The 20,011-nt window shown below is 67.3% G+C and carries 21 protein-coding genes; 11 read left to right on the forward strand and 10 right to left on the reverse strand.

The window, feature by feature from the left end; all coding sequences use genetic code 11:
• Together AC3IFE_RS29875 and AC3IFE_RS29880 are read left to right on the forward strand one after the other, a co-directional pair.
• The coding region (locus AC3IFE_RS29875; RefSeq protein ID WP_489193925.1) for an adenylyl-sulfate kinase at positions 1–149 on the forward strand (149 nt) is incomplete at its 5' end.
• A 248-nt stretch (positions 150–397) separates the two neighbouring features.
• A complete protein-coding gene (locus AC3IFE_RS29880; protein ID WP_089466746.1) occupies positions 398–1,210 on the forward strand; it encodes a mechanosensitive ion channel family protein in 813 nt (270 codons plus the stop codon).
• 85 nt (positions 1,211–1,295) lie between these two features.
• On the opposite strand, the gene AC3IFE_RS29885 is transcribed toward AC3IFE_RS29880, so the two are convergent.
• On the reverse strand, positions 1,296–1,979 hold the full coding sequence (locus AC3IFE_RS29885) for a DedA family protein (RefSeq protein ID WP_089466745.1): 684 nt from the start codon (positions 1,977–1,979) through the stop codon (positions 1,296–1,298).
• Positions 1,980–2,163: 184 nt separating this feature from the next.
• Between AC3IFE_RS29885 and mutL the strand changes: the two genes are divergently transcribed.
• Together mutL and miaA are read left to right on the forward strand one after the other, a co-directional pair.
• Complete coding sequence (gene mutL / locus AC3IFE_RS29890) at positions 2,164–4,191, forward strand: DNA mismatch repair endonuclease MutL (RefSeq protein ID WP_089466744.1); 2,028 nt, start codon at positions 2,164–2,166, stop codon at positions 4,189–4,191.
• Positions 4,188–5,162 carry a tRNA (adenosine(37)-N6)-dimethylallyltransferase MiaA gene (gene miaA, locus AC3IFE_RS29895; protein WP_089466743.1) on the forward strand — a complete coding sequence of 325 codons (975 nt, stop codon included), beginning with the start codon at positions 4,188–4,190 and terminating at the stop codon, positions 5,160–5,162. The genes mutL and miaA overlap by 4 nt, the downstream gene beginning before the upstream one ends.
• Here miaA and AC3IFE_RS29900 read toward each other — a convergent pair whose 3' ends face one another.
• Entirely contained in the window at positions 5,163–5,309 is a 147-nt protein-coding gene (locus AC3IFE_RS29900; RefSeq protein ID WP_489193817.1) for a hypothetical protein, read from the reverse strand. It abuts the gene before it with no gap.
• Between the two features lie 14 nt (positions 5,310–5,323).
• On the reverse strand, positions 5,324–6,379 hold the full coding sequence (gene purM, locus AC3IFE_RS29905) for a phosphoribosylformylglycinamidine cyclo-ligase (protein ID WP_089466742.1): 1,056 nt from the start codon (positions 6,377–6,379) through the stop codon (positions 5,324–5,326).
• A gap of 253 nt (positions 6,380–6,632) precedes the next feature.
• On the opposite strand from purM, the gene hda reads away from it, so the two are divergent.
• Genes hda through panB form a run of 6 tightly spaced genes read left to right on the forward strand, consistent with a single transcriptional unit; the run spans position 6,633 to position 11,739 of the window.
• Positions 6,633–7,367 (forward strand): DnaA regulatory inactivator Hda, encoded by a 735-nt coding sequence (gene hda, locus AC3IFE_RS29910; protein WP_012327945.1) that lies wholly within the window; start codon positions 6,633–6,635, stop codon positions 7,365–7,367.
• An 11-nt stretch (positions 7,368–7,378) separates the two neighbouring features.
• Positions 7,379–8,056: a histidinol-phosphatase gene (locus AC3IFE_RS29915; protein ID WP_489193820.1), complete on the forward strand. Its 678-nt coding sequence runs from the start codon at positions 7,379–7,381 to the stop codon at positions 8,054–8,056.
• Between the two features lie 5 nt (positions 8,057–8,061).
• The gene (gene pcnB, locus AC3IFE_RS29920; protein ID WP_489193822.1) at positions 8,062–9,618 is read left to right on the forward strand and encodes a polynucleotide adenylyltransferase PcnB; all 1,557 of its coding nucleotides are present in this window, start codon (positions 8,062–8,064) and stop codon (positions 9,616–9,618) included.
• A 35-nt stretch (positions 9,619–9,653) separates the two neighbouring features.
• Positions 9,654–10,196 (forward strand): 2-amino-4-hydroxy-6-hydroxymethyldihydropteridine diphosphokinase, encoded by a 543-nt coding sequence (folK, locus tag AC3IFE_RS29925; protein WP_034187173.1) that lies wholly within the window; start codon positions 9,654–9,656, stop codon positions 10,194–10,196.
• Entirely contained in the window at positions 10,193–10,879 is a 687-nt protein-coding gene (locus AC3IFE_RS29930; RefSeq protein WP_089466739.1) for a deoxynucleoside kinase, read from the forward strand. Before folK ends, AC3IFE_RS29930 begins: the two co-directional genes overlap by 4 nt.
• A 44-nt stretch (positions 10,880–10,923) precedes the next feature.
• A complete protein-coding gene (gene panB, locus AC3IFE_RS29935) occupies positions 10,924–11,739 on the forward strand; it encodes a 3-methyl-2-oxobutanoate hydroxymethyltransferase (protein ID WP_489193825.1) in 816 nt (271 codons plus the stop codon).
• A 128-nt stretch (positions 11,740–11,867) separates the two neighbouring features.
• On the opposite strand, the gene AC3IFE_RS29940 is transcribed toward panB, so the two are convergent.
• The 5 genes from AC3IFE_RS29940 to grpE form a co-directional block, all read right to left on the reverse strand.
• Positions 11,868–13,775, reverse strand: a complete 1,908-nt coding sequence (locus tag AC3IFE_RS29940; RefSeq protein WP_489193827.1) for a chorismate-binding protein — start codon at positions 13,773–13,775, stop codon at positions 11,868–11,870.
• A gap of 4 nt (positions 13,776–13,779) precedes the next feature.
• Entirely contained in the window at positions 13,780–14,916 is a 1,137-nt protein-coding gene (gene dnaJ / locus AC3IFE_RS29945; RefSeq protein WP_089466736.1) for a molecular chaperone DnaJ, read from the reverse strand.
• Positions 14,917–15,183: 267 nt separating this feature from the next.
• Positions 15,184–17,136: a molecular chaperone DnaK gene (gene dnaK, locus AC3IFE_RS29950; protein ID WP_089466735.1), complete on the reverse strand. Its 1,953-nt coding sequence runs from the start codon at positions 17,134–17,136 to the stop codon at positions 15,184–15,186.
• Between the two features lie 162 nt (positions 17,137–17,298).
• Positions 17,299–17,706, reverse strand: a complete 408-nt coding sequence (locus AC3IFE_RS29955) for a thioredoxin family protein (protein ID WP_489193830.1) — start codon at positions 17,704–17,706, stop codon at positions 17,299–17,301.
• A 10-nt stretch (positions 17,707–17,716) separates the two neighbouring features.
• Positions 17,717–18,262 carry a nucleotide exchange factor GrpE gene (gene grpE / locus AC3IFE_RS29960; protein ID WP_489193831.1) on the reverse strand — a complete coding sequence of 182 codons (546 nt, stop codon included), beginning with the start codon at positions 18,260–18,262 and terminating at the stop codon, positions 17,717–17,719.
• Between the two features lie 352 nt (positions 18,263–18,614).
• On the opposite strand from grpE, the gene AC3IFE_RS29965 reads away from it, so the two are divergent.
• Entirely contained in the window at positions 18,615–18,776 is a 162-nt protein-coding gene (locus tag AC3IFE_RS29965; protein WP_179233369.1) for a hypothetical protein, read from the forward strand.
• On the opposite strand, the gene AC3IFE_RS29970 is transcribed toward AC3IFE_RS29965, so the two are convergent.
• A complete protein-coding gene (locus AC3IFE_RS29970) occupies positions 18,748–19,155 on the reverse strand; it encodes an RNA-binding S4 domain-containing protein (protein WP_489193833.1) in 408 nt (135 codons plus the stop codon). The genes AC3IFE_RS29965 and AC3IFE_RS29970 overlap by 29 nt on opposite strands.
• 156 nt (positions 19,156–19,311) lie before the next feature.
• On the reverse strand, positions 19,312–20,011 hold a 700-nt coding region (gene hemH / locus AC3IFE_RS29975; protein WP_489193835.1), incomplete at its 5' end, for a ferrochelatase.

A 20,011-nucleotide genomic window follows, 5' to 3' on the forward strand; every position in this document is an offset into this window, starting at 1 on the left:
GGGCAAGGCAAGGGACCCTTCGGCAGTTCACCGGCATCGAATCGACCTATGAAAAACCGGTATCGCCCGACGTGCACGTGCGCACGGGCGAAGCAGGTCCGCTGGAATGCGTGCACGCGATCATGCAGAAATTGCCGTTGAACGGTTGACGCACGTCGCCGTCCGTCGTGAACCTCCGTCACCGCGCGAACCGGGCCATCGTCGGCCACCGCGACGCGATCTGACCGAAAACCGGTCGACCTCCCATTCCGCCCGGCGCGGCGCACCCACGTCCTGCCCGCTTTTCATTACGTCAACCAATGTCAGCCCGGTTGCCCGGCGCTCAAAGGTCAGGTTATAAAAGCGCCTCCCATCCCGGTGCATGCGCCGCCCTTTTACCCTCGACTTCGGAGAACGCATGATCGATCTCGCCACCGCCCAGCAATTCCTGATGACTCGCGGCCTCGACTTCGGCCTCAACCTCCTCGCCGCGATCGTGTTGTGGTTCGTCGGCCGCTGGGCGATCCGCATCGGTACGCGCCTGCTCGGCAAGGTCGTTCGCCGCAGCGGCAAGGTCGATCCGACGCTCACCGACTACCTGACCTCCGTCGTCGGCGTGCTGCTCACGATCCTGCTGATCCTCGCGATCCTGCAGATCTTCGGCGTACAGACGACCTCGTTCGCCGCACTGCTCGCCGGCCTCGGCCTCGCGATCGGCACCGCCTGGGGCGGCCTGCTCGCGCATTTCGCCGCCGGCGTGTTCATGCAGGTGCTGCGCCCGTTCAAGATCGGCGACGTGATCAGCGCGGGCGGCGTCACGGGCACCGTGAAAGAGCTCGGCCTGTTCGGCACGACGATCGTCACCGCCGACAACATCGTGACGATCGTCGGCAACAACAAGATCTTCTCGGACAACATCGCGAACTACAGCGCGACGCCGCACCGCCGCGTCGACCTCACCGCGAAGATCGCGAACAGCGTCGACGCCGCCGATGCGATCAACCGCCTGAAAACGCAGATCCAGCTGGTGCCGAACGTGCTGAAAGTACCGGCGCCGGACGTCGGCGTGCTGCAGTTCACGCCGGAAGGCCCGCTGCTGTTCGTGCGCCCGTCGACCCAGCCGGAGAACTACTGGCAGGTGTATTGCGACACCAACCGCGTGATTCTCGATACGTTCCGCGAAGCCGGCTATCCGACGCCCGAAACGCCGGTCTCGCATCGCAACGCGTGACGAAAGCCGCGGCCGAACCGCACGGACGAAAAAAAGCGTGGCACTCGCCACGCTTTTCTATTGCGTCGAAACCCGTCGCATCGCGTCAGCGCCCGCCCGCCTTCGGCGCCTCGTCCGAGCGCCGCCCGCGCACGAGCTTCCACACCGCGCCGAGCGCGACCGGCACGATCGCCGCGCCGATCCCGACCAGCACGATCACGTTCAGGTACTGGCGGATGAACGGGATGTTGCCGAAGAAATAGCCGAGCAGCACGAGCAGCAGCACCCACACCAGCGCGCCGATCACGTTGAACAACTGGAAGCGCGCGACGCTCATCGACGACGCCCCCGCGACGAACGGCGCGAACGTGCGCACGACCGGAATGAAGCGCGCGAGCACGATCGTCTTGCCGCCGTGCTTGTCGTAGAACGAGTGGGTCTTCTGCAGCGCGGCGCGATCGAGGAACCGCTCGAGCACCGGGATATGCGTATTGAACACCTTCGGGCCGACCCAGCGGCCGATCAGGTAGTTCACGGTGTTGCCGGAAATCGCCGCGACGAGCAGCAGCACGATCAGCAGGCCGACGTTCATTTCGCCCGTCGCCGCGAACGCGCCGCCGATGAACAGCAGCGAATCGCCGGGCAGGAACGGGAACACGACGAGGCCCGTCTCGCAGAACACGATCAGGAACAGCACGAGATAGACCCACGCACCGTACTGCCGGATGAAATCGCCGAGGAAAGCGTCGATATGCAGGACAAGGTTGACGAAATGCAGCAGCGTATCCAAATGCGATTCCTCGAAGGCGATGGGGCCGGAACGGCCGGAACAGGCCAGACATGGCCGAGGCGGCCGCCAGCCAAGGCTGGCGCGCGCAACGCAGTGATGATACCGAAACTACCTTAAGGCTCCGTGAAAAAACGTAACCGCCGGCCGCCCCGGCACGCGTTCGCGGCCTCGCTATAATTCGGCCATGTCCGATATCACCGAAACGGCCGCGGGCGCCGCGCCCGCCCCCGCCGCGCGCCCCCTGCGCGCGATCCAGCCCCTGCCCGACCAGCTGATCAGCCAGATCGCCGCCGGCGAGGTCGTCGAACGCCCGGCGTCGGTCGTCAAGGAGTTGCTCGAGAACGCGATGGACGCCGGCGCGACGACGCTGCGCATCGTGCTGGAAGAAGGCGGCGTCAAGCGCATCTCGATCACCGACGACGGCTGCGGGATTCCGCCGGACGAACTGGCGCTCGCGCTGATGCGCCACGCGACCAGCAAGATCCGCTCGCTCGAGGAGCTCGAGGCGGTCGCGACGCTGGGTTTTCGCGGCGAAGCGCTCGCGTCGATCGCATCGGTCGCCGAGATGTCGATCACGAGCCGGACGGCCGATGCCGCGCATGCGATGAAGATCGATGCGCAGACGGGCGTGCTGTCGCCCGCCGCCGGCTCGATCGGCACGACGATCGAGGTGCGCGAGCTGTACTTCAACACGCCCGCGCGACGCAAGTTCCTGAAGAGCGAGCAGACCGAATTCGGCCACTGCCTCGAAATGATCCGCCGCGCCGCGCTCGCGCGGCCGGACGTCGCGATCTCGGTGCTGCACAACGGCAAGGCCGTCGAGCACTGGAACGCGACCGAGCCGGCGCAGCGCGTCGCGAAGATCCTCGGCGACGGCTTCGCGACCGCGCACCTGCCGCTCGACGAGCAGGCCGGCCCGCTCGCCGTGTACGGCTGCGCCGGCCTGCCGACCGCGAGCCGCGGGCGCGCCGACCAGCAGTATTTCTTCGTGAACGGCCGTTTCGTGCGCGACAAGCTGCTGACGCACGCGGTGCGCGCGGCGTACGAGGATGTGCTGCACGGCGACCGCTACCCGTCGTACGTGCTGTTCCTCGACCTGCCGCCCGAAGCCGTCGACGTGAACGTGCATCCGTCGAAGATCGAAGTGCGGTTCCGCGATTCGCGCTCGATCCACCAGTACGTGTTCCACGCGGTCCAGCGGGCGCTCGCGCGCCATGCGGGCGCATCGCCGGAAACCACGGCGGGGGGCCATGCCGCGCATATCGAGCCCGCGCCGCGCGGGCCGGCATCGTTCCTCGATACGCCGCTCGGCCAAAGCCAGGGCCATGCGACAGGCGGCGGCGGTGGAATCGGCGGCGGTGGAATCGGCGGCAGCGGCTTCTCGTCGCCGTCGTCGTCTTCGTCGTCCGGCAACACCTGGATGCGTCAGGCGCGAATGACGCAAGGCACGCTGCCCGTCGCGCAGCCGCTCGCGCTCTACGACGCGCTGTTCGGCCGCAAGGACAGCGGCGCGGGCACGCCGGACGGCACGACACTCATCGCCCGCGATGCGGCCGATTCGACCGACGCACCGGCCGCGCCGCTGCCGGGCTTCGCTGCGTCGCCGCTCGCCGCCGGCACGCACGACGAGCAGCCGCTCGGCTTCGCGCTCGGCCAGATCCACGGGATCTACGTGCTGGCACAGAACGCGTACGGCCTCGTGATCGTCGACATGCACGCGGCGCACGAGCGGATCCTGTACGAGCAGTTCAAGAACGCGCTCGCCGACCGTACGGTCGCCGTGCAGTCGCTGCTGCTGCCGATCTCGATGACGGCCACGCCGGTCGAGATCGGCACGGTCGAGGAAGAGCGCGACACGCTCGAATCGCTCGGCTTCGACCTCGCGGTGCTGTCGCCGACCACGCTCGCGATCCGCGCGGTGCCGGCGCTGCTGAAGGACGCCGACCTGCAGTCGCTCGCGCGCGCGGTGCTCGCCGACCTGCACGCGTTCGGCGGCTCGCGCGTGCTCACCGAGCGCCAGCACGAACTGCTCGGCACGCTCGCGTGCCATCACGCGGTGCGTGCGAACCGGCGCCTGACGCTCGACGAGATGAACGCGCTGCTGCGCCAGATGGAGGCGACCGAGCGCGCGGACCAGTGCAATCACGGCCGGCCGACCTGGTATCAGCTCACGCTGAACGATCTCGACCGTCTCTTCATGCGCGGCCAATGAGCGCTGCTTCGCCGTCCCGCCCGATGACGATCGCCTGCCTGCTCGGCCCCACCGCTTCGGGGAAGACCGCCGCGGCGCTGGCGCTCGCCGCGCGCCGCCCGATCGAGATCGTCAGCGTCGATTCGGCGCTCGTCTACCGCGACATGGATATCGGCACCGCGAAACCGTCGCGCGACGAGCGCGCGAGCGTGCCGCATCACCTGATCGACATCATCGACCCGGCCGACGCGTATTCGGCCGCGGAATTCCGCGCGGACACGCTGCGGCTGATCGGCGAGATCGTCGCGCGCGGCCGCACGCCGCTGCTCGCGGGCGGCACGATGCTGTACTACAAGGCGCTGACGCAAGGGCTCAACGACCTGCCGGGCGCCGATCCGGAGATCCGCGCGGCACTCGACGCCGACGCCGCGCGCGACGGCTGGCCGGCGCTGCACGCGCGGCTCGCGCAGGTCGATCCCGACACGGCCGCGCGGCTCGCGCCGAACGATTCTCAGCGGATTCAGCGGGCGCTCGAAGTCTTCATGCTGAGCGGGCAGCCGATGTCGGCGCTGCTCGCCGCGCCGCGCCGCACGGACGATGCCGCCGCCGCGTACCGCTTCGTGCCGGTCGCGCTCGAGCCGTCGGACCGCGCGGTGCTGCACGCACGGATCGCGCGGCGCTTCGACGCGATGCTCGACGCAGGCTTCATCGACGAAGTCGAACGGCTGCGGCGCCGCGACGATCTCCATCCCGACCTGCCGTCGATGCGTTGCGTCGGCTACCGGCAGGCATGGGAATTCCTCGACGGCGACACCGACTACCGGACGATGCGCGACAAGGGCATTTTCGCGACACGCCAGCTCTGCAAGCGCCAGATCACGTGGCTGCGCGCGATGCCGGAGCGGATCGTCGTCGATTGCATCGCGCCGGATTCGACGGCCCGCGCCCTTGACGCGCTCGAACGGGTGCTCGACGGGCGCACGCCGGACTGATTACCGGCGGATCTCCAGCGTCGGCGGCAGGCTGGCGGAAGCGTCGCCGACGAACGCGTACTGCCCGTCGCCCACTTGCCGGACCGCGGCGCACCGCCCGAAAAAAAAGCCGCCCGGATCGACTCCGGGCGGCTTTTCCTGCTGCATCTGCTTGCGACGCGTCAGACCACGACCGTCTGCGCCTCGCCTTCGCGGGTCGCACGCACGGTGCCGATCTTCCACACCTGTTCGCCGGCGGCGGTCAAGTCGGCGATCGCTGCGTCGGCATCGGCCGCCGAGACGATCACGGCCATCCCGATCCCACAGTTGAACACGCGGTGCATTTCCGCGTCGGCGACGCCGCCGTGCTCCTGCAGCCACTTGAACAGCGGCGGCAGCGGCCATGCGTGCTGGTCGAGCTCGGCGGTGAGGCCTTCGCGCAGCACGCGCGGGATGTTCTCGACGAGGCCGCCACCGGTGATGTGCGCCATGCCCTTCACCGACAGCTTCTGCATCAGCGCGAGCAGCGGCTTCACGTAGATGCGCGTGGGCGCCATCAGCGCGTCGGCCAGCGAGCGGCCGTGGAAATCGGCCGACAGATCGGGATTCGCGCGCTCGATGATCTTGCGCACGAGCGAGAAGCCGTTCGAGTGGATGCCGCTCGATGCGAGGCCCAGCACGACGTCGCCTTCGGCGATCGTGCCGCCGTCGATGATCTTGCTCTTCTCGACCGCGCCGACCGCGAAGCCGGCCAGGTCGTATTCGCCGTCCGGGTACATGCCCGGCATTTCGGCCGTTTCGCCGCCGATCAGCGCGCAGCCCGACAGTTCGCAGCCCTGCGCGATGCCCTTGACGACGGTGGCGGCCGTGTCGACGTCGAGCTTGCCGCAGGCGAAGTAGTCGAGGAAGAACAGCGGCTCGGCGCCCTGCACGAGGATGTCGTTCACGCTCATCGCGACGAGATCCTGGCCGACGGTGTCGTGTTTGTTCAGATGAAAGGCCAGCTTGAGCTTGGTGCCCACGCCGTCGGTACCGGACACGAGCACGGGCTCCTTGTACTTCTTCGGCACTTCGAACAGCGCGCCGAACCCGCCGATGCCGCCGAGCACGCCGTCGCGCAGGGTTTTCTTCGCAAAAGGCTTGATCTTGTCGATGAGCGCGTCGCCTGCGTCGATGTCGACACCTGCGTCGCGATAGGACAGACCCTGAGCGTCGGGAGCGGATTTCGGAGGATTCATGGGGGAATGCGAGAAGGTCGGTAAAATGCGATTTTACCCGAAGCCGGCCCGTTGGCCGGAATTCCCAGCACCGAATCGTCAGGGATTGCATCTTGGTCAACACGTCCCCGTTTTCATCGCCGGGCGAGGCGCGCCGAAACCCGCGCCGCGCCGCCGTGCGTACGGTCGCGCGTGAAGCCAGCCGAGGCGCCTTCCCCCACGCGTGCCCGGCGTACGGCACGCGTTTTTTCAACCGATCCGCATTGTGACTGCTGTGTCCCGTCAACTGACGCTCGATCTCGGCACGCCGCCGCCCGCCACGTTCGACAACTTCATCATGAGCGACGAGAACGACGAGCTCGTCACGCGCCTGCAGAAGCTCGATCTCGCGCTCGCGGCCGGCCCCGTGCCGGACCGGTCGTTCTACATCTGGGGCGAGCCGGGCAGCGGCCGCACCCACCTGCTGCAGGCGCTCGTGAGCGACGCGTCGTACGGCTATGCGCGCTACCTGACGCCGCAGAGCCCGCTCGGCGCGTTCACGTTCGACCCGCGCATCGGCATCTACGCGATCGACGACTGCGACCGGATGAGCGACACGCAGCAGGTCGCGCTGTTCAACCTGTTCAACGAAGTGCGCGCGCACCCGTCGAGCGCGTTCGTCGCGGCGGGCCCGGCGGCGCCGCTCGCGCTCGACGTGCGCGAGGATCTGCGCACGCGCCTCGGCTGGGGGCTCGTGTTCCACCTGTCGCCGCCGTCCGACGCCGGCAAGATCGCGGTGCTCAAGCTCGCGGCGAAGGAGCGCGGCATCGCGCTCACCGACGACATCGCCGCGTACCTGCTGACCCATTTCCGCCGCGACATGCCGAGCCTGATGGCGTTGCTCGACGCGCTCGACCGCTTCTCGCTCGAGCAGAAACGCGCGGTCACGCTGCCGCTGCTGCGCCGGATGCTTGCGCGCCCCGGCGACGACATCACACCACCGGGCACGGGCCCGAACCGCTTCGAGTAAAATGCGCTTCCATGACTAATCTGGCACTCTTTGACCTCGATCACACGCTGATCCCGACCGATAGCGACCACGAATGGGGCCGCTTCATGGTGAAGCTCGGCATCGTCGACGCGGAAAGCTTTTCGCGTCAGAACGACCAGTTCTTCGCCGACTACAAGGCCGGCCGGCTCGACATCCACGCGTACCTGACGGCGATGCTCACGCCGCTCGCGAAGTATTCGCGCGCGCAGCTCGCCGAGTGGCACGAGCAGTACATGCACGAGGTGATCCGCCCCGCGATGACGCCCGCCGCGCTCGAACTCGTGCGCCAGCACCTCGATGCCGGCGACCTGTGCTGCGTCGTGACGGCGACCAACGAATTCATCACGCGCCCGATCGCGACCGCGTTCGGCGTCGACACGCTGATCGCGTGCGAGGTCGAAACGACCGACGGGCATCCCGATTCGCCGTACACGGGCCGGCCGACCGGCACGCCGAGCTATCGCGAAGGCAAGATCGTGCGCACCGAAGCGTGGCTCGCATCGCTCGGCAAGCACTGGGACAACTTCGCGCACAGCTACTTCTACAGCGACTCGCACAACGACATCCCGCTGCTCGAGAAAGTCACCGACCCGATCGCGACCAACCCTGACGACACGCTGCGTGCGCATGCAAGCACCCGCGGCTGGCGTATCCTCGATCTCTTCTGAACGTCGTGATCAAAAAATTCATTCGAAAGCTGCTCGGCCAGGACGAAACCGAGCAAACGCCTTCCGCAGCGGCCCCGGCCGACGAAGCGGCCCCTGCTGCCCCGCGCGCCCCGAAGGGCGCCCGAGGCGGCGGCGCGAAGAAACCGCGCAGCAACCATGAGCCGACCGTCGTGCCGGCCAGCGTGCACGGCATCAACCCGGCGCTGATCTCGAAGAACGCGGTGCGCGTGACCGACACGCTGCAGCAGGCGGGTTTTCGTGCATTCATCGTCGGCGGCGCGGTGCGCGACCTGCTGCTCGGCATCGCTCCGAAGGACTTCGACGTCGCGACCGACGCCACGCCGACCGAGGTGCAGCGCCTGTTCCGCCGCGCGCGCCTGATCGGCCGCCGCTTCCAGATCGTCCACGTGCAGTTCGGCCAGGAACTGATCGAGGTGTCGACGTTCCGCGCGCTGGTCGACGCGCCGCCCGAGGCCGCCGCGGCCACGGCCGAGCCGCCGCGGCGCCTGAAGCGCGACGAACTCGATCGCCGCACGCACGCGGTCGACGCGAGCGGCCGCGTGCTGCGCGACAACGTGTGGGGCGAGCAGCACGAGGACGCCGCACGCCGCGACTTCACGATCAATGCGATGTACTACGACCCGTCGACGCAGACGGTGCTCGACTATCACGACGGGATGGCCGACGTACGCGCCCGCCTGTTGCGGATGATCGGCGATCCGGCCACCCGCTTCCGCGAGGATCCGGTGCGGATGCTGCGCGTCGTGCGTTTCGCGGCGAAGCTCGGCTTCGAGATCGAGCCGCATACGCGCGAACCGATCCACGCGCTCGCCGACCTGATCAACAACGTGCCGGCCGCGCGCCTGTTCGACGAAATGCTGAAACTGCTGCTGTCGGGGCACGCGCTCGCATGCCTGCAGCGGCTGCGCAGGGAAGGGCTGCACCACGGGCTGCTGCCGCTGCTCGACGTCGTGCTCGAACAGCCGCAGGGCGAGAAGTTCATCACGCTCGCGCTGAACAACACCGACGCGCGCGTGCGTGCCGGCAAGCCGGTGTCGCCGGGCTTCCTGTTCGCGACGCTGCTGTGGCACGACATGCGCCAGCGCTTCGAGCAATACACGGCCGCGGGCGAAATCCCGGTGCCGGCGCTCCATCGCGCGATGGACGACGTGCTCGACATGCAAACCGAGAAACTCGCGATCCACAAGCGCTACTCGGCCGACATGCGCGAGATCTGGGGCCTGCAGCTGCGCCTGGAGAAACGCTCGGGCCGCAGCGCGATGCGGCTGCTGGAACACCAAAGGTTTAGAGCGGGGTATGATTTCCTCCTGTTACGCTGCGAATCCGGCGAGCTCGATACGGAAGTCGGACAGTGGTGGACGGATTTCATCGAAGGCGACGCGGCCGCTCGCGAGGCCTTGCTGACGCAGGGCGGCTCGAAGGAAAAATCGCCCCGCAAGCGGCGCCGCCGCGGCGGGGCGCGAAACCGCCAGCAGGGCGAAGGCGCCGCCGAGCAGGCGCCGGATACCGCGGGCGATACCGCGAGCGGTTCCGACGACTGACGCGCGCGCCGGCGAACGACGTAGGAAGTGATGCCATGACGGTTGCATATATCGGACTGGGGGCGAATCTCGGCGATGCGCGCCAGACCCTGAAGGACGCGGTGGTGTGCCTCGCGCAGCAGCGCACCATCTCGATCCTCGGCAAATCGAGCCTGTATCGCACGGCGCCGTTCGAAGCGGGCGGCGACGACTACTACAACTGCGTCGTCAAGCTCGACACGACGCTGTCGGCCCGCGAGCTGCTCGCGCTCTGCCAGAAGATCGAACATCACTTCGGCCGCGAGCGCCCGTATCGCAATGCGCCGCGCACGCTCGACCTCGACATCCTGCTGTTCGGCGCCGATTCGATCGACGAACCCGACCTGATCGTCCCGCACCCGCGCCTCACCGACCGCGCCTTCGCGCTCGTGCCGCTCGTCGAGATCGAGCCGGCGCTCGACATCCCCGCGCGCGGCCGAGCCGACGCCTTTCTCGCCGCCGTCGCGGATCAGCGCGTCGAAAAGGTGCAAACCTGCCAGTGCCCGATGCAAAAGGCGCTCGCTGCCGGCGAAGACGCCGACAAGACCCGCTGCCGATGAACTCGACTCCGCTGACCGTCACCGCGCCCGACCTGCGCGCCCCGCACCGCTATCTCGTGATCGAAGGCCCGATCGGCGTCGGCAAGACGACGCTCGCGCGCCTGCTCGGCGAGCGCTGGTCGATGCAGACGCTGCTCGAGCGCCCCCAGGACAACCCGTTCCTCGAACGCTTCTATCGCGACACCGCGCGCTACGCGCTGCCCGTGCAGCTGTCGTTCGCGCTGCAGCGCGCGCAGCAGGCGCGGGAGCTGATCGGCGCGCTCGACACGGGCCGCCCCGTCATCGCCGATTTCATGCCGCAGAAGAACGACATCTTCGCGCGGCTGAACCTGCCGGAAGACGAGTGGCAGCTGTACCGCTCGGTCGCCACGCACGTCGACGTGCCGCAGGCGCCGTCGCCCGATCTCGTCGTGTACCTGCAGGCCAGCCCCGAAGTGCTGTTCTCGCGCATCCAGAAGCGCGGGACGCCGATGGAGCTGCAGATCAGCGATGCGTACCTGCGCTCGCTCGTCGACGCGTACAACGAATTCTTCTACCACTACGACCGCACGCCGGTGCTGACGGTCGCGGCCGAACACCTGAACCCGCTGGATTCCCCCGACGATCTCGCCCTGCTGGTCGAGCGCATCGAGACGATGCGCGGCCGCAAGGAATTCTTCGTCAAGGGCGAGACGACGCGTTGACGCGTCCTCGCCTGTCGTTCCTCACCCATCGACCCGGATTTCCCATGACCTATCTCCAGGAATCGAGCCGGCCTGCCGTGACGGTACCCAAGCTGCAGGCAATGCGCGACGCCGGCGAGAAGATCGCGATGCTCACGTGCTACGACGCGAGCTTTTCCGCGCTGCTCGATCGCGCGGGCACCGACGTGCTGCTGATCGGCGATTCGCTCGGCAACGTGCTGCAGGGCCACACGACCACGCTGCCCGTGTCGATCGACGACATCGCGTACCACACCGCGTGTGTCGCCCGGGCGCAGCCGCGCGCGCTCGTCGTCGCCGATCTGCCGTTCGGCACGTACGGCACGCCGGTCGACGCGTTCGCGAACGCGGTCAAGCTGATGCGCGCGGGCGCGCAGATGGTCAAGCTCGAAGGCGGCGAATGGCTCGCCGATACGATCCGGTTCCTCGTCGAACGCTCGGTGCCCGTGTGCGCGCACCTCGGCCTCACGCCGCAGTCGGTGCATGCGTTCGGCGGCTTCAAGGTGCAGGGCAAGACCGAGGCCGGCGCCGCGCAACTGCTGCGCGACGCGCGCGCGATCGAGGACGCCGGTGCGCAGCTCGTCGTGCTCGAAGCGGTGCCGACGCTCGTCGCGGCCGAAGTCACGCACATGCTGAAGATTCCGACGATCGGCATCGGCGCCGGCGTCGACTGCTCGGGGCAGGTGCTCGTGCTGCACGACATGCTCGGCGTTTTTCCCGGCAAGCGGCCGCGCTTCGTGAAGGATTTCATGCACGGACAGCCGACCATTCAGGCGGCCGTCGAAGCGTATGTGAGCGCGGTGAAGAATCGGTCGTTTCCGGGCCCGGAACACTCGTTCTGACGTCGCCGGCTGGATGTAAAAAAGCGCGACGCCCTTTACAGGGCGCCGCGCTTTTTCGTTTGTGCGCTGCTTGGATCACCGAGTTCGTGACACTGGAGCAAGCATACGGCGCCCGCTCCATCACATCGTCACTTCAGCACCGCATCGAGCGCCCCACGCAATGCATTGGTCAGCAACAGCGCTTGCGCGCGTGCCAGATCGCCAAGCGTGACGACGCGCTCCACTGCCCCGAATGCCGGATCGTCGAGCAGCACGCCGCGCATCACGCCCGGCAACACGCCGCACGCCAGCGGTGGCGTCACCCACTGGCCGTCGAGCTTCACGAACAGGTTCGAGCGCCCGCCTTCCGTCACCTCGCCGCGCTCGTTGACGAACAGCATGTCGAATCCGCCGAGCGCCTCCGCCGCCTGCCACGCGCGGTCGTATTCGGCGCGGCGCGTGGTCTTGTGCAGCAGCAGTGCATCGTCGGCTCGAGTCGGCGCGAAGCCGTGCGCGGAAGCCAGCAGCACACCGACCGGCCCCGCCGGCAGCGGCTTGAGCGGCGCCGCGACGATCTCGATCGTACCGTCCTTCGCGAGCGCAAGCTTCATCCGGTACGCGCCGCCGCCGCCGAGCGCCGCGCAGCGGGCGTGGATCTCGCGGCGTAGCGCGTCAGCGTCGAAACGGAAGCCGAACGCGTCCGCGCTGCGTTGCAGCCGCGCGAGATGGCGTTCGAGATGGCGGATGCCGTCCGCCCGCGTGGCGGCCGTCGTTTCGAACAACTGGAAGCCGGGATCGGCGTCCGTCAGGAATCGCGCTTTCAATTCGCACTCCGCATATTCGTCGGCCGCGACGCTGTCGAGCACGATGCCCGCGCCGACGCCCATCGTGCCGCGTCGCCGGCCGGCTGCCGCGGTGGCGGTGCCCGGTCTGTCCGTGTCGTTGCCGATGCCGTCCGCATCGAGCGTCAGCGTCCGGATCGCCACCGACAGGCAGAAATCGCCGCAACCGGCCGCCGCGCCGTGCAGCGCATCGTCCGCGCCCTTCGTCAGCGCGTCGAGCCAGCCGATCGCCCCCGTATAGAGCCCGCGCGGCGTCGACTCGATCGTGTCGATCAACTGCATCGTCTTGTACTTCGGCGCGCCCGTGATCGACCCGCAAGGGAACAGCGCGCGCAGCATCTGCGCGAACGTGGTGCCGTCGCGCCAGCCGGCCTCGATAGTCGACGTCATCTGCCACACCGACGCATACGGCTCGACCGAGAACAGCGCCGGCACCTCGACGGTGCCCGTGCGCGCGATCCGCGACACGTCGTTGCGCAGCAGGTCGACGATCATCACGTTTTCCGCGCGATTCTTCGGATCACTCGCGAGGAATGCGGCGGCCGCCGCGTCTTCACGTGGATCGGCCGAACGCGGCGCCGTGCCCTTCATCGGCCGCGCGCGCAGCACGTCGCCGTGCTTCTCGACGAACAGCTCGGGCGAGCACGATACGACCCATGCGCCGTCGGGCAGCGCGATCAGCGCGCCGTACCGCACCGGCTGGCGCGCGCGCAGCCGCCGGTACAGCGCGAGCGGCGTGCCGAACACGTCAAAATTCAGCCGGTACGTGTAATTGACCTGATACGAATCGCCCACGCGCAACGCGTCGTGCACCGCGGCGATCGCTGCGTCGAACGCATCGCGCGACACGCTCTTCGAGACATGTGCGACACCCGCGATCGACGGCGTGCCGGCGCCGTCCTGCCGCGCGAGCCACGCGTCGACGTCGTCGCGCGCCAGCGGCTCGCAGCGCGCGAACAGCAAAAAGCGCAGCGGGGCATGGCCCGGCTGCGCTCTTTCCAGATTGCGTCCGAATTCGTAATCGCCGACGACCACCGCATGCAGCCCGTCGCGCAAATCCTGCGCCACCGCCGCATCGATGGCGTCGAGCTGCGCCGGGTCCGTGCAGACGCGTTCGCGCACGAAGCCCGAATACACACGACTCGACCGCGCGGACGCGGTCGAGTCGCAATCGTCCAAGAGCGCGAACGACGCGCTCTCGTTGCCTTCAGTCATGCCGTTACTCGAAGAAGCTCTTCACACGGTCGAACCAGCTCTTGCTCTGCGGGCTGTGACGCGCGCCGCCCTCGGCCAGCGACTTCTCGAACTGCTTGAGCAGGTCGCGCTGGGTGTCGGTCAGCTTCACGGGCGTCTCGACCTGCACGTGCACGTACAGATCGCCCGCGATGCTCGAACGCAGCCCCTTGATGCCCTTGCCGCGCAAGCGGAACGTCTTGCCCGACTGCGTGCCTTCCGGCACCGGGAACGACGCACGGCCGGCCAGCGTCGGCACCTCGATCTCGCCGCCGAGTGCGGCGGTCGTGAACGGAATCGGCATCTGGCAGTGGAGATCGTCGCCGTCGCGCTCGAACACCGCGTGCGGCTTGATGTGGATCTCGACGTACAGGTCGCCCGGCGGCCCGCCGTTGATGCCCGGCTCGCCGTTGCCGGCCGAGCGGATCCGCATCCCGTCGTCGATCCCGGCCGGGATCTTCACTTCGAGCGTCTTGGTTTCCTTCACCTTGCCCGACCCGTGGCAATGCGCGCACGGCTCGGGGATGTAGGTGCCCGTGCCATGGCACTTCGGGCAGGTCTGCTGGATGCTGAAGAAGCCTTGCGACATCCGCACCGTGCCCTGGCCGTGACAGGTCGGGCAGGTTTCCGGCTTCGTGCCGGGCTTCGCGCCCGACCCGTGGCAGACGTCGCACGACACCCAGCTCGGCACGCGGATCTGCGTGTCGTAACCGTGCGCGGCCTGCTCGAGCGTGATTTCCATGCTGTAGCGCAGGTCGGCGCCCCGGTACACCTGCGGGCCGCCGCGGCCGCCGCGCGCGGCGCCGCCCGCGGCCTGACCGAAGATGTCGCCGAAGATGTCGCCGAACGCATCCGCGAAGCCGCCGAAGCCTTGTGCACCCGCACCGCCCATGTTCGGATCGACGCCCGCGTGCCCGTACTGGTCGTACGCGGCCCGCTTCTGACCATCCGACAGCATTTCATAGGCTTCCTTCACCTCCTTGAAATGCTCTTCCGCATCCTTGCTGTCCGGATTGCGGTCAGGGTGATACTTCATCGCAAGCTTGCGATATGCCTTCTTGATTTCGTCGTCGCTCGCATTCTTCGCGACGCCCAGAACCTCGTAGTAATCCCGTTTCGCCATATCGATTCACTGTGCCGCCACGCATCGCGCACGCGGCGGCTCCTTTCGCCCGCAGTAAAGTCTCTCGACTCGTCTGGCGCTGCACCGTCCGCGGACGGCTCGCGCAGCACCCGCCAAAAAACAAATGTGCCCGGAGGGCCGCAAGGCCCGCCAGGCGTGGAGTCGATCCGGCCATCCGGAAGGAAAGACAGACCGCTTTTCAGCCGCTGGTCGGTCGCGCCGCGCGCGTTTTTGCGCGCGCGGCGTACGGTGCCATTGCTACCCGGCTTAGTCCTTCTTCACTTCCTTGAACTCGGCGTCGACGACGTCGTCGGCAGCCTGTTGCGCACCACCTGCATGGGCCGCGCCTTCCGTCGCACCGGCTGCGCCTGCCGCACCCGCTTGCTGGGCCTGCATGTCGGCGTACATCTTCTCGCCGAGCTTCTGCGAGACCTTGCCGAGCTCCTCGACCTTCGCGTCGATCGCCGCCTTGTCGGCCGACGTGTCCTTCAGCGCGTCCTCGAGCGACTTCAGCGCCGCTTCGATCGCTTCCTTCTCGCCCGCGTCCAGCTTGTCGCCGTACTCGGTCAGCGCCTTCTTCGTGCTGTGGACCAGCGCATCGCCCTGGTTGCGCGAATCGGCCAGCTCGCGCAGCTTGTGGTCTTCCGCTGCGTTCGCTTCCGCGTCCTTGATCATCTGGTCGATTTCAGCCTCGGACAGGCCCGAGTTCGCCTTGATCGTGATCTTGTTTTCCTTGCCGGTCGCCTTGTCCTTCGCGCCGACGTGCAGGATGCCGTTCGCGTCGATGTCGAAGGTCACTTCGATCTGCGGCACGCCGCGCGGTGCCGGCGGAATGCCTTCGAGGTTGAACTCGCCGAGCAGCTTGTTGCCCGCCGCCATTTCGCGTTCGCCCTGGAACACCTTGATCGTCACGGCGCCCTGGTTGTCGTCGGCCGTCGAGTACACCTGAGCGTGCTTCGTCGGGATCGTCGTGTTCTTGTTGATCATCTTCGTCATCACGCCGCCGAGCGTCTCGATACCGAGCGACAGCGGGGTCACGTCGAGCAGCAGCACGTCCTTGCGGTCGCCCGACAGCACCTGGCCCTGGATCGCCGCGCCGACCGCGACGGCTTCGTCCGGGTTCACGTCACGGCGCGGATCCTTGCCGAAGAACTCCTTCACCTTCTCCATGACCTTCGGCATGCGCGTCTGGCCGCCGACCAGGATCACGTCGTCGATGTCCGACACCTTGACGCCTGCGTCCTTGATCGCGATGCGGCACGGTTCGATCGTGCGCTCGACGAGGTCTTCCACCAGCGCTTCCAGCTTCGCGCGGGTGATTTTCAGGTTCAAGTGCTTCGGGCCCGAGGCGTCCGCCGTGATGTACGGCAGGTTGATTTCGGTCTGCTGGCCCGACGACAGCTCGATCTTCGCCTTTTCGGCGGCTTCCTTCAGGCGCTGCAGCGCGAGCACGTCCTTCGACAGGTCGACGCCCTGCTCCTTCTTGAACTCGCCGATGATGTAATCGATGATGCGCTGGTCGAAGTCTTCGCCGCCGAGGAACGTGTCGCCGTTGGTCGACAGCACTTCGAACTGCATTTCGCCGTCGACGTCCGCGATCTCGATGATCGACACGTCGAACGTGCCGCCGCCGAGGTCGTACACGGCGATCTTGCGGTCGCCCTTCTCGACCTTGTCGAGACCGAACGCGAGCGCGGCCGCCGTCGGCTCGTTGATGATCCGCTTGACTTCGAGGCCCGCGATGCGGCCGGCGTCCTTGGTCGCCTGGCGCTGGCTGTCGTTGAAGTACGCCGGCACCGTGATCACGGCTTCCGTGACCGGCTCGCCGAGGTAGTCTTCGGCCGTCTTCTTCATCTTGCGCAGCACTTCGGCCGACACTTGCGGCGGCGCGAGCTTTTCGCCGTGCGCCTCGACCCATGCATCGCCGTTGTCGGCCTTGATGATCGAGTACGGCATCAGGCCGATGTCCTTCTGGACTTCCTTCTCTTCGAAGCGGCGGCCGATCAGGCGCTTCACCGCGAACAGCGTGTTCTTCGGGTTGGTCACCGACTGGCGCTTGGCCGGCGCGCCGACGAGCACTTCGTTGTCGTCCATGTACGCGATGATCGACGGCGTGGTGCGCGTGCCTTCCGAATTCTCGATGACCTTGACCTGGTTGCCTTCCATGATGGCGACGCACGAGTTCGTGGTGCCAAGGTCAATACCGATGATCTTTCCCATTTTTTCCTAATCTCCAGAAATGCTTGTTTGCTGCACGAAACCCCGCGTTTTTGGGCGGTTTCGCACGCCAGAATTCAACTCTGTTCCCGAAATGCGTCCGTCCGATCCGTTTTCAAGACCCGACGAGCGATGCGGATATTAAATTTTTTCAATCGCCGCCGGCTAGCGGATCGCACTCGACGGATCGCCGCCCGACACGATCTTCGCGCGTGCCGCCGCGACGGCGGCCTGGAACTGCGCGAGGCCATGCCAGCCGGTCGCGCGGCCCAGCCGCTTGCCGCGGTGGAAGAAGAACCACGTCGGCACGCCGTGCAGCCCGAAGCGGCGCCCCAGTTGAGGGTGTTCGTACACGTTGCAATGGAACCACTTCAAATCCAGCGCGCGGATCGCGTCCGGCTGGACAAGCATCGCCTTCTTCGCGATCTCGCAGTTGAAGCAGTCGATGCCCCAGAAGAACACCACCGCCAGCGCGTCGCCCGCGCCGTCGATGGCCGCGTCGAACGTGCCGGCGTCGAGCGCCTGCATGTCGAACGCGTCGAACGCGGCCGGATCGACGCCGGCGGGCACCATCTCCGCTGCCTTACTTCGGCTGCGCGACGGTGACGAGCGCCGGGCGCAGCACGCGGTCGGCGATCATGTAGCCCTTTTGCAGCACCGTGACGACGGTGTTCGGCTCCTGCTCGGCCGGCACCATCGAAATGGCCTGGTGCTGATGCGGATCGAACTTCTCGCCGACCGGGTTGATCGCGACGACGCGGCCCTTCTCGAGCGCGCTCGTCAGCTGGCGCAGCGTCAGCTCGACGCCTTCGCGCACCTTCGCGATGTCGCCGGAGGTATCGCCGACGGCCGCTTCCAGGCTGTCCAGCACCGGCAGCAGGTGTTCCGCGAAGCTCTCGATCGCGAACTTGTGCGCCTTCGACACGTCGTCCTGCGCGCGGCGGCGCACGTTCTCGGTTTCGGCCTTCGCCCGCAGGAAGCTTTCCTGGAGCTCGGCGACCTTGGCTTGAGCCTCCGCGAGCGCCGCGTCGGCAGCTTCGGCGGCGGGTGCGGCGCCTTGCGCCGCCTGCTTCTCGCTGCCGATGTCTTCGCCCGATTGGGTAGCCGGATTCTCTTGCGTGTTTTCCATGTCGCTGAAAGTCGATTAGAGGTTGAAGCCAAATCGGCGACCGCCGGACGTATACCCGGCGGCACCGCACATTACTGGTGCAAATAAGGGCGAAAACTGCGATTTCAAGAGGGTCTTTCGCCGGCATTCGCCAATGCCGCGAAACAACCGAGCGTTTCCGGGTGCAGGCGTCGCATAGTCCGCCCGATCGGGCGAAACGGCCTGTAACAACGCTTACCCGCCAAGTACTAGCTCCGCACAGGCCGGCTGCACTACACTCCATTCAGGCCTCGGAAAGCGTGTTTACCCTTAGCCGACCGTCGCCCGACATCCACCTGCCGCCGTTTTCACCCTTGTTCTCGAGGGGAGTACCGTGAAACTGACCTTTGCGATATCGGTGGTCGCGCTGGTACTCATTGCCGGCACCACCACCATCTGCCTGTCGGGAGCCGTCACCGATCGCACGACCGAATACGGAAGCGTGCGGGCGACGTTCGACCAGATGTTCAGCTCCCACCAGAAAATCTGTCGATGATGCGCCGGTCGCGTTTCGTCGGCCGGCCGTGCAACGCGGCCGCCGGCTCGCGATACGTGCGGCGCCGCTCCAGTTCGGCGAGCCGCGCGGCCCGTCCTGCTTCCGTTTCCGCATAAAGCGTCTGCGCGACGCTCGCGGGCCCGCGCACGTCGCACACGCCCAGCACGGCAATGTGCCAGACGATGCCGTCGATCGCAATCTCGACCTCGTCGCCCACCCGCACGTCCTTCGCCGGCTTGACCGCCGCGCCGCCGATCTTCACGTGCCCCTTGTCGACCGCATCGGTCGCGAGCGAGCGTGTCTTGAAGAACCGGGCCGCCCACAGCCATTTGTCGATACGCAGCTTCGCACCTGGCTCCGTCGAAATCTTGTAGTTCATGTCGGCCTCCGCCGGGCCGCCCCAAGGGCGTAGCAGGGAATTCGCAGCGCATCGCTCCGCGCCTGCGTAGCCGGCCGGCTTTGCAAAGCCGGCCGTGGGCGGCTCACCGCTCTCTTGGGGAACAGCGGACGTAGCGAGCGTGGAAATCGTTTCATCTCAGCTTACCGTTTCAGGCTGCGCGGCCTTGACCGGCCAGCCCTGCAGGTTCTCCGCGACGATCTCGCCGAGCGCGCCGATCCACGCGGACGCGCCATTCAGGCACGGAATCCGGTGGAAGGTCTTGCCGCCGCCGGCGAGGAATTCATCGCGCACTTCCATGCCGATTTCCTCGATCGTCTCCAGGCAGTCGGCCGTGAAGCCAGGACAGAACACGTCGGCCCGCCGCACGCCGGCCTCGCCGAATTCGCGCAGCGTCGGCGCGGTGTACGGCTGCAGCCATTCGGCCTTGCCGAAGCGCGACTGGAACGTGACGCGGCATTCGGTGCCCGACAGCCCGAGCGCGGCCGTCAGCAACGCGCCCGTCTGCTGGCACTGGTCGTGATACGGGTCGCCGAGATCGAGCGTGCGCTTCGGCACGCCGTGGAAACTCAGCACGAGTTTGTCGCCGGCCGCGAAATCGGGCCGGCCGTGCTGCGCCCAGTACTGGCGCACCTGCTCGGCCAGCGCGTGGATATAGGCCGGATGGTCGGCGTAGTGCCGCACCGTGCGCACTTCCGGCTGATTGCGCATGCGCGCGAGCGCGGCGAATGCGGCATCGAACGCGGTGGCCGTGGTCGACGCCGAGTATTGCGGATACATCGGCATCAGCAGCACGCGCTCGACGCCCGCGCGCTTGAACTGCGCGAGCGCGTGCGCA

The sequence above is a fragment of the Burkholderia sp. APQ4-4ca genome (assembly GCF_057837105.1).

Coding starts and splice junctions, on each gene's coding strand:
- AC3IFE_RS29880 (WP_089466746.1), top strand. CDS start 398: ATGATCGATCTCGCCACCGCCCAGCAATTCCTGATGACTCGCGGCCTC.
- mutL (WP_089466744.1), top strand. CDS start 2,164: ATGTCCGATATCACCGAAACGGCCGCGGGCGCCGCGCCCGCCCCCGCC.
- miaA (WP_089466743.1), top strand. CDS start 4,188: ATGAGCGCTGCTTCGCCGTCCCGCCCGATGACGATCGCCTGCCTGCTC.
- AC3IFE_RS29900 (WP_489193817.1), bottom strand. CDS start 5,309: ATGCAGCAGGAAAAGCCGCCCGGAGTCGATCCGGGCGGCTTTTTTTTC.
- purM (WP_089466742.1), bottom strand. CDS start 6,379: ATGAATCCTCCGAAATCCGCTCCCGACGCTCAGGGTCTGTCCTATCGC.
- AC3IFE_RS29915 (WP_489193820.1), top strand. CDS start 7,379: ATGACTAATCTGGCACTCTTTGACCTCGATCACACGCTGATCCCGACC.
- folK (WP_034187173.1), top strand. CDS start 9,654: ATGACGGTTGCATATATCGGACTGGGGGCGAATCTCGGCGATGCGCGC.
- AC3IFE_RS29930 (WP_089466739.1), top strand. CDS start 10,193: ATGAACTCGACTCCGCTGACCGTCACCGCGCCCGACCTGCGCGCCCCG.
- panB (WP_489193825.1), top strand. CDS start 10,924: ATGACCTATCTCCAGGAATCGAGCCGGCCTGCCGTGACGGTACCCAAG.
- AC3IFE_RS29940 (WP_489193827.1), bottom strand. CDS start 13,775: ATGACTGAAGGCAACGAGAGCGCGTCGTTCGCGCTCTTGGACGATTGC.
- dnaJ (WP_089466736.1), bottom strand. CDS start 14,916: ATGGCGAAACGGGATTACTACGAGGTTCTGGGCGTCGCGAAGAATGCG.
- dnaK (WP_089466735.1), bottom strand. CDS start 17,136: ATGGGAAAGATCATCGGTATTGACCTTGGCACCACGAACTCGTGCGTC.
- AC3IFE_RS29955 (WP_489193830.1), bottom strand. CDS start 17,706: ATGGTGCCCGCCGGCGTCGATCCGGCCGCGTTCGACGCGTTCGACATG.
- grpE (WP_489193831.1), bottom strand. CDS start 18,262: ATGGAAAACACGCAAGAGAATCCGGCTACCCAATCGGGCGAAGACATC.
- AC3IFE_RS29970 (WP_489193833.1), bottom strand. CDS start 19,155: ATGAACTACAAGATTTCGACGGAGCCAGGTGCGAAGCTGCGTATCGAC.